Source organism: Desulfuromusa kysingii (genome assembly GCF_900107645.1).
Lineage (GTDB): Bacteria > Desulfobacterota > Desulfuromonadia > Desulfuromonadales > Geopsychrobacteraceae > Desulfuromusa > Desulfuromusa kysingii.
Genome location: NZ_FNQN01000001.1, coordinates 145390 through 160183 on the forward strand (window position 1 = coordinate 145390; position 14794 = coordinate 160183).

16 protein-coding genes are annotated in these 14794 nt (G+C 43.6%); all 16 read left to right on the forward strand.

The window, feature by feature from the left end; all coding sequences use genetic code 11:
• Nucleotides 1-199 precede the first annotated feature (199 nt).
• Complete coding sequence (locus BLU87_RS00740; RefSeq protein ID WP_092344022.1) at nucleotides 200-745, forward strand: hypothetical protein; 546 nt, start codon at nucleotides 200-202, stop codon at nucleotides 743-745.
• A 10-nt stretch (nucleotides 746-755) separates the two neighbouring features.
• Nucleotides 756-1046, forward strand: coding sequence for a flagellar biosynthesis anti-sigma factor FlgM (gene flgM, locus BLU87_RS00745; protein ID WP_175498223.1), 291 nt, complete (start codon nucleotides 756-758; stop codon nucleotides 1044-1046).
• A 1-nt stretch (nucleotide 1047) separates the two neighbouring features.
• The gene (locus BLU87_RS00750; RefSeq protein ID WP_092344024.1) at nucleotides 1048-1401 is read left to right on the forward strand and encodes a hypothetical protein; all 354 of its coding nucleotides are present in this window, start codon (nucleotides 1048-1050) and stop codon (nucleotides 1399-1401) included.
• A 3-nt stretch (nucleotides 1402-1404) separates the two neighbouring features.
• The gene (gene flgK, locus BLU87_RS00755; RefSeq protein ID WP_092344025.1) at nucleotides 1405-2784 is read left to right on the forward strand and encodes a flagellar hook-associated protein FlgK; all 1380 of its coding nucleotides are present in this window, start codon (nucleotides 1405-1407) and stop codon (nucleotides 2782-2784) included.
• A 7-nt stretch (nucleotides 2785-2791) separates the two neighbouring features.
• Nucleotides 2792-3697 (forward strand): flagellar hook-associated protein FlgL, encoded by a 906-nt coding sequence (gene flgL, locus BLU87_RS00760; protein ID WP_092344026.1) that lies wholly within the window; start codon nucleotides 2792-2794, stop codon nucleotides 3695-3697.
• Nucleotides 3698-3752: 55 nt separating this feature from the next.
• Nucleotides 3753-3992, forward strand: coding sequence for a carbon storage regulator CsrA (gene csrA, locus BLU87_RS00765; RefSeq protein WP_092344027.1), 240 nt, complete (start codon nucleotides 3753-3755; stop codon nucleotides 3990-3992).
• Entirely contained in the window at nucleotides 3989-4456 is a 468-nt protein-coding gene (locus BLU87_RS00770; protein ID WP_217637413.1) for a flagellar assembly protein FliW, read from the forward strand. Before csrA ends, BLU87_RS00770 begins: the two co-directional genes overlap by 4 nt.
• A gap of 220 nt (nucleotides 4457-4676) precedes the next feature.
• Complete coding sequence (pseB, locus tag BLU87_RS00775; protein ID WP_092344029.1) at nucleotides 4677-5705, forward strand: UDP-N-acetylglucosamine 4,6-dehydratase (inverting); 1029 nt, start codon at nucleotides 4677-4679, stop codon at nucleotides 5703-5705.
• 19 nt (nucleotides 5706-5724) lie between these two features.
• Complete coding sequence (gene pseC / locus BLU87_RS00780; protein ID WP_092344030.1) at nucleotides 5725-6885, forward strand: UDP-4-amino-4,6-dideoxy-N-acetyl-beta-L-altrosamine transaminase; 1161 nt, start codon at nucleotides 5725-5727, stop codon at nucleotides 6883-6885.
• A complete protein-coding gene (gene pseF / locus BLU87_RS00785) occupies nucleotides 6882-7580 on the forward strand; it encodes a pseudaminic acid cytidylyltransferase (RefSeq protein ID WP_092344031.1) in 699 nt (232 codons plus the stop codon). The genes pseC and pseF overlap by 4 nt, the downstream gene beginning before the upstream one ends.
• A complete protein-coding gene (locus BLU87_RS00790) occupies nucleotides 7577-8605 on the forward strand; it encodes a PseG/SpsG family protein (protein ID WP_092344032.1) in 1029 nt (342 codons plus the stop codon). The genes pseF and BLU87_RS00790 overlap by 4 nt, the downstream gene beginning before the upstream one ends.
• Nucleotides 8602-9105, forward strand: coding sequence for an acyltransferase (locus BLU87_RS00795; RefSeq protein ID WP_092344033.1), 504 nt, complete (start codon nucleotides 8602-8604; stop codon nucleotides 9103-9105). Before BLU87_RS00790 ends, BLU87_RS00795 begins: the two co-directional genes overlap by 4 nt.
• Before the next feature lie 2 nt (nucleotides 9106-9107).
• On the forward strand, nucleotides 9108-10301 hold the full coding sequence (locus tag BLU87_RS00800) for an ATP-grasp domain-containing protein (RefSeq protein WP_092344034.1): 1194 nt from the start codon (nucleotides 9108-9110) through the stop codon (nucleotides 10299-10301).
• Between the two features lie 14 nt (nucleotides 10302-10315).
• The gene (pseI, locus tag BLU87_RS00805) at nucleotides 10316-11362 is read left to right on the forward strand and encodes a pseudaminic acid synthase (RefSeq protein ID WP_092344035.1); all 1047 of its coding nucleotides are present in this window, start codon (nucleotides 10316-10318) and stop codon (nucleotides 11360-11362) included.
• A gap of 479 nt (nucleotides 11363-11841) precedes the next feature.
• The gene (locus tag BLU87_RS00810; RefSeq protein WP_092344036.1) at nucleotides 11842-12753 is read left to right on the forward strand and encodes a class I SAM-dependent methyltransferase; all 912 of its coding nucleotides are present in this window, start codon (nucleotides 11842-11844) and stop codon (nucleotides 12751-12753) included.
• A 2-nt stretch (nucleotides 12754-12755) separates the two neighbouring features.
• Nucleotides 12756-14717, forward strand: coding sequence for a motility associated factor glycosyltransferase family protein (locus BLU87_RS00815; RefSeq protein ID WP_092344037.1), 1962 nt, complete (start codon nucleotides 12756-12758; stop codon nucleotides 14715-14717).
• The last annotated feature ends 77 nt before the right edge of the window (nucleotides 14718-14794 follow it).

A 14794-nucleotide genomic window follows, 5' to 3' on the forward strand; every position in this document is an offset into this window, starting at 1 on the left:
TGAACAGAGGTCTTTTCTGAAATTTAAAAATAGGTACAAGAATTTATAATGGTTTTCTCCGTGCACTCTGCGGTCTCTGCGACTCTCCGTTAAAAGCTTCTATCCTCAATTTTATCCATGAATATAATGTAAAAAGGCCTAAAGTAAATCAGATTATCTGTCGATATATCCTCCAAGAAGTTCTCATAGGAGGAGACTTATGACCGCAACAATTGATCCCACCCGCAGTTCGGGGGCTGTTCCTTTACCGCGACAAGAAGAAGCCATACAGCCACGTCAGGGAGAGAAAAATCAGACCGCTATTGAAGATCAACTCTCTTTAGGAGAGCATGAATCGGTCAATGAAACCTATGGCCCGGGATTGAATGTTGCTACGCCTTACGAATTATTGCGCAATCTGGTTACGAAAACACTGCAGGAGCAGGGGCTTGAATTACAGTTCAGCACTGCCAGTGGCGAAGTCGATTTTACGACGCTGACTCAGGAAGAGGCGCAAGAGCTGGTCGCTGATGATGGCTATTTCGGAGTTGAAAAAACATCGCAAAGAATTGTCGACTTTGCCATCAGTGGCTTTGGTGGCGATCCTGAGAAGTTACAGCAGATGAAGTCAGCCATCGATCAAGGGTTTTCTGAAGCACAGGAAGCGTTTGGTGGCGCTCTGCCAGAGATATCACAACAAACTTACGAAACAATAATGGAAAAACTGGATGCTTTTGCTGCCCAGTTTGAACCATCAGGGGAATAGGGAGTCTGTCATGGTCGATAGTATTACTGGAAATAAAGGATTAACACCTCTCGGAAATATCAATCGGGCGGGTCAAACTGCCAGTGCGAAGAACGCTGGAGCGGACAAGGTGACAGACCGGGTTGATTTTTCCAGTGCGTTGCAGCATGCCAGCAAGGCTCAGGAAGTGAGTTCCTCCCAGGAAACGTCTCGTTCGGAAAAGGTTCAGGCGTTAAAAGCACAGATCGAGGATGGGAGCTACAAACCTGACCTGAACAAAGTGGCGTCCAGTATTCTCCCCTTCATTTTAAAGGGTAGCTAGTATGACTCACGCGGAGATCAAGCATAAGCTGGAAACTCTCCTTGATCTGTTACAACAAGAGCGGGAGAAGGCCAAAGTTCTGGACATGCCCGGATTGCAGAAGGTTGTTGCTGCCAAAGAAGAACTTCTAGCCGATTTACAACTACAGCCTGAAGACATTGTCGGGTTTGAAGATTTACTCAAGCAGATTGAGCATGAGAATCGGCGCAATGCGTTTCTCCTGTGGACAGGGCTTAATTGGGTTCGCGATCTGATGGGATTCTTTGGTAAGGCTGCTATGCCGCAAGTTTATGGTGGTACGGGGCAATCACGAACAATATCACAAGGTGGTCGAATCTTATCGGGGAAGGTGTAAGACATGGGTGGTGGACTTTACGCAGCGCTGAACTCGGGACAAACCTCTCTACAGACAAATCAAAAAGCGATTGAGATCACTGGTCTTAATATTGCCAACGTCAACACCGAAGGGTATTCCAGACAAACTCCCAACCTGACTCCATACCCAGCCCTGAATGTTGGTGATTTCTTTTTCGGTACCGGTGTCACGGTGAGTTCGGTTGGCCGTTCTCACGATGTTTTTCTTGATGGACAGATCAAAGATAAATCTGCTGAAGCCGGCTTGGAAAACAGCATGGTCAACACCTTGGCAGAGTTGGAGCGAGTGTTCGGTATCGGGGACGGAAGCCTCTCAGATGAATTTGATCAGTTCTTTGATAGCGTACGGCAGCTTTCGACCAACCCTGGGGGGGAGGTCGAGCGGGAGATGCTGCTGCAACGAGGCGAGTTGATTGGTGAAGCATTTAACAGCGTTTACAATGAAACCCAACAGTCAGTGAAGAACATCAACAACACCATTGTTTCAAAAATTGATGGCGTAAACCTTGTCGTTGAAGAAATTGCTCAGCTGAACACGCGAATCTCAGCTATCGAAAGGACGGGTCAGGAAGCCAACTCCGATCGGGACCGCAGAGATATGCTCCTCAAAGATCTTTCTGAGACCATCGGTGCGAAAAGCTTTGAAACCTCGACCGGGACAGTCTCAGTCCAACTACCCAATGGAATGCCCTTGGTTGAAGGGGATAAAGCAACCTATATTTCATCGGTCTATAACGGCACGGATGTCAACCTTGAGTTGGACTTTGGCACCACGAACCTTGCCTTAGACAGAACCGCCCTTGGTGGAGAATTTCGTGGCCTCTATGAGGTGCGTGACGTGATGATTCCCGAAGTTGTCGGTCGCCTTGATCAACTCGCTTATACCTTTGCGACTGAAGTTAATGCCATGCATCAAGCTGGAACTGATCTGAACGGCAACCCTGGCACCGACTTTTTTGTTCAGCCTGCCGAAGTGGACGGAGCAGCGTCATCCTTGGCGATGAATATTACGGCAACGGATGAAATTGCTGCCGGAAATAGTGATGCCCCTGGTGATAATACCAACCTCTTGGCGATTTTGGACTTAGAGCAGCAGCAGACCATCGGGAATGATAACTTCGTCTCTTATTACGGCAAGATTGTCTCTACAGTCGGGGTTGAAGCAGCTCGTAACCGTCAAGCTCAAGAAGGTTATGAAGATAGCCTGATTCAGTTGCAGAATATGCGTGATGGCGTTGATGGTGTTTCCCTTGAAGATGAGATGATCAACCTGATGAAATATCAAAAAGGATTTGAAGCTTCAGCCAAATTTCTCGCCACGGTGGACGAGATGATGGGAACCTTGCTGACGCTAAAAAGTTAGGTAAATTATGAGAGCAACTGAGACCACAACATATCGCAGCCTGCAATCGTTTCTTGACCGTACCAGCGACACCTTGGCCAGTTTACAGCTGCAAGCTGCCACGGGAAAGCGGGTCAATCGTCCTTCGGATGATCCGACTGCGATCAGCCCGATCCTCAGCGCCAGAACCCAGATTCAATCCTCAGATCGTTACATTGAAACCATAGAAACAGGGTTGGATCGGATCGACAATATGGATGGTTATCTGGATGGGATTGAAAATAATTTGGTCCGTCTGAAAGAAATTGCGATTGCAACGACTAACGGCTCATTGAACGCTCAGGACATGAGTACCTATGCTGACGAAGTGGGACAAATACGGGAAGCTTTAATGGATGCGGGAAATGCCCAAATTGACGGTAAATATCTCTTTTCCGGGTTCAGTGAAAAAACGGCACCCTTTGTTGCCACGGATCCAAGTTTGCCGGTTTCCTCCACCAATCCGATTATTTATGCTGGAGATAGTGGTTCCGTTGAATTTGAAATTGCGCCGAACGAATTGATTGAAGTGAATTTATCTGGAGATGAGTTGATGTTTGGTGGGGTGGATATTTTTTCTCTGGTAACAAGCTTGGAGGAAGAACTTCAAGCAAATAACCAAACTGGAGTACAAGCGCTGATCGATCCTCTAGAAGACGCTGCCAATCAAATTCGCAGCCAGAGAAGTCTGAAAGGAAATGTTGGACGGCGCCTTGATACTGCACTCAGCAATATGGAACAGATAAAAATAGATATGGAAGAGTATCGCTCCCGTTATGAAGATGCCGATCTTCTAGAGACTATTACTGAGATGCAGAAACAGGAGCAAAGTTTTGAAGCCGCATTGAGTGTGACGGGAAAAGTCTCTGAACTCTCAATTTTGGATTACATTTAAAAAAGAATAAACTCGCGTTCGGAGTGACGTGGGCAACGAGCCAGGAGGCGCATTTATGTTGGTACTGACACGGAAAGCCGGTGAAGGAATTATCATCGGTGACGATATCAAAATTACCGTCGTTGAACTCAAAGGGGGAGGAGTCCGGATCGGTATTGATGCCCCGCGTGAAATGAAGGTCCATCGACAGGAAGTTTTTGATCGCATCAAGCAGGAAAACAAGGAGGCGACACAGTGGGACATAGCGGATCTCAACGAGTTGAGCAACATGTTGAATGCGGGGAGGAAAAAATGATGAAAAAGATTCAGTCTCGTTTTGGTGAAATAGAATACGATCCTGAAAACATACTCGAATTCCCCGAAGGATTGATTGGTTTTGAAGAGCTGCGTCATTTTATTGTTATGCCGAATGAAAAAGAAGGGCCCCTGTTCTGGATTCAAAGTGTGGAAGACCCTGAAATAGCTTTTGTTTTAACTGACCCGGTTGGATTTTATTACGACTATAAGATTGTGCCTGATGGCCATGAAAGGAAGAAGCTGGGCATTGATGATAATGCCAGTTACCATGTTCTTTCTGTTGTTACCGTACCGCAGGATCTCAAGGTAACTCTTAATTTAGCCGCTCCTATTTTATTTGCACCAGATACTAACCGAGCCCTGCAGGTCGTTTTGGAAGGGACAACCTTCAGTTCTAAGACACCGCTACCGACTATGGAAGAATTGGATGCACTGGAAAATAAGATACATTCCGACGGATAGATAATAGTTAAGAAATATTTTTATTCTGGTAGGAGCAAAGCACCAAAGAGGATATCAAGACAAAAAATTGACAAAGGACAAAAAAGGGACAGCATTTATTAGATGCTGTCCCTTTTTTTAGGCGTTTAAATGGAGCGTTGAGTTGGCTTTATATTTGCATTGATGTTTAATGTTCGCAACCATTGTGTGTTTTTTGACTTTGTCTGGAAGGAATATTTGTATGCTCACTGATCAGTCAATTCTGATAACCGGCGGAACGGGTTCTTTTGGAAAGCAGTTTGTCAAAACAATCTTAAAGAATAAAAACTCGGTTCGCCGGTTGGTTATTTTTTCACGTGACGAGTTAAAACAATATGAAATGGCACAAGAATTTTCTCCAGAGAAATATCCTCAAATACGTTATTTTATCGGAGATATCCGCGACAAAGACCGTTTGAAAAAAGCAATGCAAGATATCGACGTTGTTATTCATGCAGCGGCGTTAAAGCATGTACCCATTGCAGAGTATAATCCTTTTGAATGTATAAAGACCAATGTTCTTGGCGCACAAAATGTTGTTGATGCCTGTTTGGAAACACAGGTGAAAAAAGTGGTTGCTTTAAGTACGGACAAAGCCGCTGCTCCGATCAATCTCTATGGTGCGACAAAGCTGTGTTCTGATAAACTCTTTGTTGCAGCCAACAACATGAAGGGAAAACGAGACATTAAGTTTTCGGTCGTGCGTTACGGAAATGTTATGGGAAGCCGTGGCAGTGTGATCCCTTTCTTTCTCAAGGAGCGCAACAAGGGAATTCTACCGATTACCGATAAAAGAATGACTCGCTTTAATATTACCCTCGAAGATGGTGTCAAGCTTGTCTTACAGGCATTAGACATCATGTGGGGAGGGGAGATTTTTATACCTAAAATTGCAAGCTACCACATAACCGATGTCGCTGAAGCGATTGCGCCGGAATGTAAACTTAAAACGGTGGGGATACGCCCAGGAGAGAAGCTGCACGAGGAAATGGTAACGGTGACCGATGCTCTGAATACAGTTGAGTTTAAAGATTATTTTGTCATTTTGCCGTCACTACCTCTTTGGGACTCGAAGCAGTTTACGCACCATTTTTCTGGAAAGCCCTGTCGAGATGGTTTTGCATATAATAGTGGTACGAATACCGAATGGCTGAATGTGGAAACCCTCCGACAATTGATTTTCACTTACATTAATCCTGATGCCAACCGTCGGCAGGATGATTACAGATGAAAAGAAATGTGTGGTGCATATGATTCCTTATGGTAGGCAAGAGATCACTCAGGCAGATATAGATGCCGTTGTTGCCGTATTAAAATCTGATTTAATCACTCAGGGGCCTGTTGTTTCCCGTTTTGAAAAAGCTTTATCGAACTATTGTGAAGCCGAATATGCCGTTGCCGTCAACAGTGCAACATCGGCACTACATTTAGCCTGTCGTGCGCTTGATTTAAAATCTGGAGATTATCTGTGGACGAGCCCGATCACCTTTGTTGCTTCAGCTAATTGTGGGCTCTATTGTGGTGCAGCTGTGGACTTTGTCGATATTGATCCATCGACCTATAATCTGAGCGTTACAGCACTTGAAAAGAAACTTAAGCAGGCAAACAAAGAGGGATGCTTACCCAAGGTTCTGGTAACCGTGCACTTTGGCGGCCAACCTTGTGAAATGGAAAAAATTCATGTTTTAAGTCAACAATATGGGGTCTGTATTATTGAGGATGCTTCGCATGCTATTGGTGGAAAATATCAAGGAGAGCATATTGGGAACTGTCGCTATAGTGATATCACGGTTTTCAGTTTTCATCCGGTGAAAATTATAACCACCGCTGAAGGCGGTATGGCGGTTACAAACCATCAGAGTTTGGCAGCTAAGATGGATCTGCTCCGCAGTCATGGAATTACCCGTGCCCCCTCGTTGATGAGCCATGTAAGTGATGGTCCCTGGTATTACCAACAAGTTGATTTGGGTTTTAATTATCGAATGACAGAATTGCAGGCGGCCCTTGGGATCAGTCAGCTCAGTCGTTTGGATCAATATGTGGAGCGACGGCATCAATTGGCAGAACGTTATGATCAGCTCTTATCTGAACTGCCTGTGACGGTGCCTTGGCAACATCCAGATAGCTACTCTGGCATGCACCTCTATGTTGTACGCTTAGAGCTTAATGAAATTTCCAAGACCCATAGACAGGTTTTTGAACAATTGCGTGGTCAAGGAATTGGGGTCAACCTTCACTATATCCCAGTTCATACCCAGCCGTATTATCAGCGAATGGGGTTCAGGGTTGGCGACTTCCCTGAGGCGGAGCGCTACTATGCCGAAGCGATAAGCCTTCCTTTGTTTCCATTGTTGACGGAAAAACAGCAGGACAGAGTGGTAGAAACCCTACGAGGAGCATTGTTGCCGTGAATATTGCAATTATTCCTGCGAGAGGTGGTAGTAAACGCATTCCTCGTAAAAATATTAAAGAATTTTGTGGTAAGCCCATGATTGCTTGGTCAATTAAGGCCGCTCAAGATAGTGGTTGCTTTGAGCATATTATTGTCTCCACTGACGATGAAGAGATTGCTGAAATTGCGGATTTTTACGGGGCTGAAGTTCCATTCATGCGCCCTCCAGAGCTAGCCGATGATCATACGGCGACACGTCCTGTTGTTAATCATGCGATTCGGGAAGTCGAAAAGCTCTATGGCATGCCTGAATATGTCTGCTGTTTATACTCTACAGCACCATTTGTTCGCTCCACAGATCTGGTTGCTTCGTATGAAAAAGTAACCAATCCAGGCGTTGAATATGTTTTTTCCTCATGTGCCTTTGAGTATCCGATTCAGCGCGCATTTCGCATATATGCCTCTGGATTTCCTGAATGGTTCTCCCCTCAGTACTGTCATACCAGATCTCAAGATTTAGAACCTGCTTACCATGATGCAGCCCAATTTTATTGGGGTACTGCACATGCTTTTATCGAAAATAGAGAGTCGGTTTCACCAAATGGACGCGCATATGTTTTGCCAAGCTATTTAGTTCAGGATATTGATACTGGAGATGATTGGATCAGAGCTGAATTGATGTTTCAGACTCTCAATAAATTGGATAGATCTTGATTTTATTTCGTTGCAATGCAAATTCTCGACTTGGTTTTGGGCACCTTGCAAGGTGCCGTGCGTTAGCCTCAGCATTTTTAGATTATGGGGTTGAATGCGGGATGGTCGGGCCAGATAAGATTTACGCCACTGAGAGTGATTGTAGAATATTTAAGATTTGGGTGCCTGTTTTGAATTGGAATACTTCAAAGGAAGATGCAAGTCTTTTTGTTGACATAATCCATGCACATAATGGTATTGCAGCGGTAATCGATGATTATCGGGTAGATGAAGATTATCAAATCATATTGAGGGATGCTGGGGTAAAATGGCTACAATTTGAGGCATGCTTTGATAAGCCGATTTGGGCAGATTGGCTTTTGTATGCAAACCCCGGAGCTAAGGATGTGGATTTTTATGCATCTATGCGTCGTACCGATACTATTCTGATGGTTGGTGCTAAATATGCGATTCTTAGAAAAGAGTTCAGCATGGTTGTTCCTAAGGAGTCAGATGGAATAGAAACTCTCTTAGTTGTTTTTGGTGGCGGAGATGATCGGGGCGCTATACTCTTTACTCTTAAGGAAATTCTGAATAATTTTGGTGAGCAGTTCAATGTAACGGTGATTAGTGGTTCTGGAAATCCCAATAATAATGAGCTTGTACGTTATATTGCGAACTGTGGTGAAAATGTAAACATCATTATCAACCCAGATGATATCACCAAGATAATGAGTACTTCTGATGTGGCAATAACCTCTGGAGGAACTCTGACCTATGAATTGTCTGCTTGTAATGTCCCCATGGTTATTATTGCTATATCAGACGATCAAAAGGCTTCATTGGCTTGGCAGAATTTAAATTGTGGAATTTATTTAGGGAGTTTGCCTGACCTTATTGAAGGTGAAATAACCAATGCCCTTGATCGCCTGTTAAACGAAAAAGACCTGATTCCACGTATGAAAAAATCCCTCTCCGAAACGGTAGATGGAAATGGCGCTGAGAGGGTTTCTGGTACGGTATTGAGAGGGCTTGGAGTTCTATGAATAAGTTTGATCGATTATTGATGCGCTTTTGTAATTTTTTCACACCTCTGGGCTCAGTTGGTGACAGAGCCAGAGGACGTCTTTATGAGAAGTGGATTCTGTCGTACGGGGAAAACTTCAAAATGGCCGAACAGGCTTTAATCTATTCACCAGAGAAGTTAACTGTAGGCGACAATGTTTACGTTGGATTTTGTAGCTACTTGGGCAATGGCCCGATAACTCTTGGTGATGAGGTGTTGATTGGTAATCATGTTTCGATTACTGCCGCGAATCATCTCCGCAATAACGGTTCGTATCGTTTTGGTGGTTCAGAATTGTTGCCGATTGAGATTGGGGCTGGAACGTGGATTGCCGCCCATGTTTGTGTTACCGCAGGAGTTAGTATTGGCAAAGGTTGCCTTATTGCAGCTGGGTCAGTCGTAACAAAGTCTTTTGGTGATAACCTTTTAATTGCGGGTTCTCCTGCAAGCGCAATTAGAAAAATTAAAGAAGAAAAATAGCTATGAATAACTATTTTTTGATTGTTGGAGCAGGCTTTGGTCAAGTGCCCGCGATCGAGTCCTGTAGGGCGCTTGGTCTCAAAACTATCGTCGTGGATCAAGCCCCCTCTGCACCAGGCATGTCATTAGCTGATATCGCTTTGCCTGTGGATATTATTGATATTGATAGGGTTGTTGCGATAGCAAAGAAGTATAAGGTGTCAGGAGTAATGACAATGCAAAGTGACATAGGTGTTCCTACTGTTGGCTCCGTTGTTGATGCATTGTCATTACCGGGTTGTGGGCGCGCGGTAGCTGATCGTTGTAGTAACAAAATTCTTACACGGAAAGCGTTCTCAGTTCGTGGTGTGCCACAGCCTAAATACCGATCAGTAGCAAATGAAATAGAAGCGGTGGAGGCGGTTAATGCAATTGGTCTCCCGTGCATAATTAAGGCTCCTGATAATTCAGGTAGTAGGGGGGTCGTCAGAGTTGATACCAAAACTAAAGTGTCTGAAGCTTATCTTGAGGCCATGAAACATACTCGGGGAAAAGATGTGCTTGTTGAGGAGTTTATAGAGGGGCTAGAAATCGGAGCACAAGCTTTTAGTGTTGGAGGACGTTGCGTTAAAGTTCTCTTGCATGATGATGAACTCAGTGCTCCACCTTACATGATCCCAGTTGGACATGCATTTCCATCTACTTTACAGGGAAAAGCTTTGATAAAAGCTGAAAAAGCTGTAAGGGAATGTGTTGAAGCATTAGGTATCGAAGATGGACCATCAAATATTGATTTGATTATTGATCTTTATGGTGAACCACGCATTATTGAGGTTGGTGCCAGAATAGGAGCAACCTGTCTACCAGAGCTTGTTTTTTATCACACAGGAATTGATTGGACACGAACTGCAATTCAAGCGGCCTGTGGTTTGAAAAGTGACTTGGAATCAAGATGGTTTCAAGCTTGTGCCGCTTATATTTTGCAGGCACCAAAGGATGGAATTTTTCATTCCTACAGCATTCTCACCGAGTTATCTGACCATAAGGATTTGCTAGAGTGGGAAGTGTCAGTAAGCCAGGGTGATAGGGTTTCATGTTTGAGAAAAGGAACTGATCGCATTGGTAAAGTTGTCACTCGTGCGACCACAACTGAGGGAGCTAAAAAATTAGCACAAAATTTTCGTAATTCACTCCAATGGGATATTCAAGAAGCCTGAGATTGAGGTCTGTAATGATAAGTATTTCACAAAAGGATATTGATTTAACCACAACTCCATATGTCATTGCCGAAATGTCAGGTAACCATAACCAGTCGTTGGCGCGAGCTTTGGAAATTGTTGATGCTGCGGCTGATGCTGGCGCCGATGCAATTAAATTACAAACATACACCGCTGATACCATGACGTTAGATATCTCAGAAGGTGAGTTTTTTATCTCCGACAAGGATTCACTGTGGAGGGGAAATGCTTTGCATACTTTGTACGAGACGGCACATACCCCATGGGAATGGCATGCTCCGATCATGGAGAGAGCTGCCACACGTGGAATGACATGTTTCAGCTCGCCATTTGATGAAACTGCCGTAGATTTTTTAGAAACATTGAACGTACCAGCATATAAAATTGCCTCTTTCGAGTGTATTGATCTTCCACTTGTTCGTAAGGCTGCTCAAACAGGGAAACCTCTGATTATTTCAACGGGGATGGCCTCAATAGCAGAGATCGCTGAAGCCGTTGACACTGCTCGTGCTGCAGGCTGTAAAGATCTGGTGCTACTGAAGTGTACAAGCACTTATCCAGCCTCGCCTGAAAACACGAACCTGCGCACGATTTCGCATTTACGCGATCTCTTTGATTGTGAGGTTGGCTTGTCTGACCATACGATGGGTATTGGTGCTGCAGTCGCTGCGGTTGCTTTTGGTGCAACAGTAATTGAGAAACATTTTACTTTATCGCGAGCCGATGGCGGTGTTGACTCCGCTTTTTCTCTTGAACCAGAAGCGCTGCACAACTTGGTAGCGGAGACCAAACGCGCTTGGTTGGCCTTAGGAAAAATTCAATATGGCCCCACACCCGCAGAAGAAAAGGCGCGATTGCGTAGACGTTCGTTATATATAGCTGAGGACCTTAAATCTGGGGATGTGCTTACACCGCAAAATTTACGCAGAATTCGTCCGGGGTTGGGCTTACCGCCAAAGTACTATGAGCTTCTATTGGGCAGAAGGGTTACAAGAGAGGTAAAACGTGGCACTCCTGTGAGCTGGGACTTGATCTTTTAATAGACTAGCAGATTTATATGCAACGAATGATTCAGAACAAGGTGTCGGTGGTTTTATCGTGAGCTGCAAGAGGTAAAAGCATGTTGTTCAGGTGCGGAGTATTGATGGATTGGCTGTCAACTTTTTGGGGAAATTGCGTGATCGGAAAGCATTGTGTCTGAATGTCAAAACAACGTGACAAACTTTTGGGTATATCAGTGATGAGTGTCAATCGAGCGACAGGGAAACATGAATAGTAGGTGTTCTTTGTCTTTAGTGAAAGATTTAAGAACTGAGAATGTCATTGCTGCTGATGTTCATAGGAAGTGTCATCTCAGCATATGGTTTGGCGCCTAAATCTTTAGAAATAATTATCGGATGAAAAGTCATCTTCCATGTTAAGAGGACTCCGCTGACTTGGTCGGTAATGGATCGTATCGAATGGCTATTTTGATTCTAGCTGTATGTGGCACTCCTTATTGTTAGAAACGAGGTTTTTTATGCTTTATGGTGATCTTCGACATGCAAGGGACGTTTTTAAAAAAGGAGAGAATGTCACTTCTGCTTTGAGGGAACAGTTTGATATTAAATACAATAGTCCTGAAATTATTGAGATTGCTTATGATCTTCAGTCCGGTTCGTATATCAATGCTGTGAAAGAAAAGCGTCGTTATTGGCTCAACTATACAACTGAGATTTCTAATGTATTGCACAAGTACTGTATCGATGCAGAGTCTATTCTTGATGTTGGGACGGGTGAAATGACGACATTGGCGGGGGTTGCCAATAAGTTCTACAATGAAACATCTGATTATTATGCTTGCGATATAAGTTGGAGCCGATTGATTAGAGGCGTAGGTTTTCTTGCTGAAGAGCTCAGTGAATCAGTTTTTCGAAAAATAACTCCTTTTGTCGCTAATTTATTCCAGTTGCCTTTTGTGGATGGAGCCATTGATGTGATTTGGACATCTCATGCATTGGAACCGAATGGAGGTCAGGAAAAAGTCGCGCTTACAGAACTTCTGAGGGTATCGAGACGAAAGTTAATTTTATTTGAGCCTTATTATGAGGGAAACTCTTCTGAAGGTAGGCAGAGAATGGATCGCCTTGGATATGTGAAGAACATCCCACAGATTATTAAAGAGTGTGGGGCAACATGTGATGAGATCATTCCTTTAAAAAATATCAGTAATCCTCTGAACCCAACTTACGCTTTTGTTGTGACCCCTCCAGTCAAATTGATTAATAAAGAAGCCGATTTGTTGTGGGCGTGTCCCGCGACACAATTCCCTTTGTCACGCGTCGGAGATTGTTTTTGGAGTGAATATTCCATGTTTGCTTATCCTATCTTGCAAGGAATACCGATTCTTCGTCCTGAATCGGCTATTTTAGCTTCAGCGTTAGAGGGATAATTATGACAGCAATTGAACAATTAAAAAAACTAACACCTCAGCAACGTGCTGACAGTTTAGAGCGCCTATATCAGAAGAATAAAAGGTTTTTCAAGGAACACTACCCTGCTGTTGCGGAGTTACTACGACCTGGAGGGATCGCACCTTTTCATATCAATGTAACGGATGACTTTCTTAGTATAACCAATTCAAACACAGGTGAATTATGTCACCCCGAAGTTGGTCTAGATCGTTTTGCTGAAACTCTCGGAGACTGGACTCATAGTGCTTGGATAGATTTGATTGAAGGTAGAGCGCAAGGTTATTCAGATCAGGGGAAATACTCACAATTCCCTGTTTTTTTTCAAAAATCTATACTTTCTCGATTTCCTGGTCTTGGCAACCGAATGAATCATCGCTTAATCAATTTACCAACTTTACCCAGTGGTAAACGTTTTTCGAATTCTGTGATTTTTATGGGAGTGTATCATGGACTGCATATTGATTACTATTTAAGCCGGACACAGCTACAAAATGCGCTGTTTATCGAGCCGGACCATGCTCGATTTAATTTATCATGTTACTTCTTGGATTTTAAAAAACTGAAGGAGCGTTTTGGTGAATTATTACTGCACGTTGGTCAAGAGTTACCTGAGATGAGTTTGGAGTTGTTTTTTCAAAAGTCAAAAGTTAGTGGCGCCGTATGGACTCGTATTTTACCGGCATATCCATCTGATATTATGGATGTTTTTGTGCAAAAAATTCGCCTGCGGTGGCGTCAAGCCTATGATGTTTGGCATCCTGCTGACTGGCAGTTGGATGGCGTGAGCCATGCCATGGAAAATATTCACGCTGGGGAGCGTATTCTTTCCAATCCTCACCCCTTGGACGTCGGAAGTCGTATTGCTGTGGTTGGTGCCGGACCTTCATTGAGTGACAATCTCGATTGGCTGAAGCAAAATCAGGAGCAGTTTATTATTTTTGCGGTCCATTCAGCTGTTTCCGCTTTGCGTGGGGCGGGGATTTCTCCAGATTTCCAATTTACGCTCGATATCAATCCCTGGCCAGAGAGTCATTTTGAGCGTTTGCAGTTGGACCCTTCTGTTCCGGTGGTCAATACTGTCAATGATATTCCGGGCAAGTTTTCTTCTTTTGATGACGTATTGATGCTACCAGAAGATGGTGGAATTAACCCAGTTCAATTTAACCATAAAGTTCCTTTTTTAACGCCAACATCAGGAAATATGGCTTTGGCTTTTGCCTGTTGGTGTAAGCCCAGCCAAATTTATCTTTTTGGGCTTGATTTTGCTTTTAAGGAGGCTGGGAAAACGCATGTTGCCGAAAGCTCTGTGTATCAAACTGAAACAGAACATAGAGCCGTGTTGTTTTCAGGCCATTTGCCAGTCGCCTCGAATTTTGATGGTTCGCATGTTGTCACACAGTCATATTTTAACTTGGCACGTCTTTGTGCTCAACGTCCGATTGCATATGTTGCACAACAGGTTGAAGTATTTAATTGCTCCGATGGTGCGCGTATTGATGGGGCTGTTCCTGCTTTTACCTGTGACGTTGAATTGAAGCCTTATTGTAAAATCAACGATGTGAAAATAATCCAATCTATGTTCGTGCCGTTGGAAAAAGATATTCATTGGCAACCTCACTTACTGGATGGGGACGCATTGTTGAACGAGTACAAAAAGGTAATGCTTCGAGAACTAAAAATGACAAAGTTTAATTGGGGGAAATTCTCAAGAAAAATTGACACTTTCAGGTCTTCTCTTCTCCAAAGCCTACCCAAGAAAATTTCTCAAAACAGTGACAGACGCATGGAACCGTACTTACAGGTTGTCGAATTGTTATTGAACTCCTGGTATCGCTTTTTGTGTTTCACCAATGATGCACAAGAATGGCAACAGGTTTATGACGAAGGTTATAAACTTTTTTCTGCTTTAATTGACGAAATGGTTTGGCCAAAAAAAGTCTAAGTTTATTTATCGATTCGTCATGAAAATATAATTCATTTATAATATCAGGCAGTTAAGCATTCTGTATGAGAAAGAAA

Excerpts from the sequence above, each read along its gene's own strand:
- BLU87_RS00740 (WP_092344022.1), top strand. The coding sequence starts at position 200 with ATGACCGCAACAATTGATCCCACCCGCAGTTCGGGGGCTGTTCCTTTA.
- flgM (WP_175498223.1), top strand. The coding sequence starts at position 756 with ATGGTCGATAGTATTACTGGAAATAAAGGATTAACACCTCTCGGAAAT.
- BLU87_RS00750 (WP_092344024.1), top strand. The coding sequence starts at position 1,048 with ATGACTCACGCGGAGATCAAGCATAAGCTGGAAACTCTCCTTGATCTG.
- flgK (WP_092344025.1), top strand. The coding sequence starts at position 1,405 with ATGGGTGGTGGACTTTACGCAGCGCTGAACTCGGGACAAACCTCTCTA.
- flgL (WP_092344026.1), top strand. The coding sequence starts at position 2,792 with ATGAGAGCAACTGAGACCACAACATATCGCAGCCTGCAATCGTTTCTT.
- csrA (WP_092344027.1), top strand. The coding sequence starts at position 3,753 with ATGTTGGTACTGACACGGAAAGCCGGTGAAGGAATTATCATCGGTGAC.
- BLU87_RS00770 (WP_217637413.1), top strand. The coding sequence starts at position 3,989 with ATGATGAAAAAGATTCAGTCTCGTTTTGGTGAAATAGAATACGATCCT.
- pseB (WP_092344029.1), top strand. The coding sequence starts at position 4,677 with ATGCTCACTGATCAGTCAATTCTGATAACCGGCGGAACGGGTTCTTTT.
- pseC (WP_092344030.1), top strand. The coding sequence starts at position 5,725 with ATGATTCCTTATGGTAGGCAAGAGATCACTCAGGCAGATATAGATGCC.
- BLU87_RS00795 (WP_092344033.1), top strand. The coding sequence starts at position 8,602 with ATGAATAAGTTTGATCGATTATTGATGCGCTTTTGTAATTTTTTCACA.
- BLU87_RS00800 (WP_092344034.1), top strand. The coding sequence starts at position 9,108 with ATGAATAACTATTTTTTGATTGTTGGAGCAGGCTTTGGTCAAGTGCCC.
- pseI (WP_092344035.1), top strand. The coding sequence starts at position 10,316 with ATGATAAGTATTTCACAAAAGGATATTGATTTAACCACAACTCCATAT.
- BLU87_RS00810 (WP_092344036.1), top strand. The coding sequence starts at position 11,842 with ATGCTTTATGGTGATCTTCGACATGCAAGGGACGTTTTTAAAAAAGGA.
- BLU87_RS00815 (WP_092344037.1), top strand. The coding sequence starts at position 12,756 with ATGACAGCAATTGAACAATTAAAAAAACTAACACCTCAGCAACGTGCT.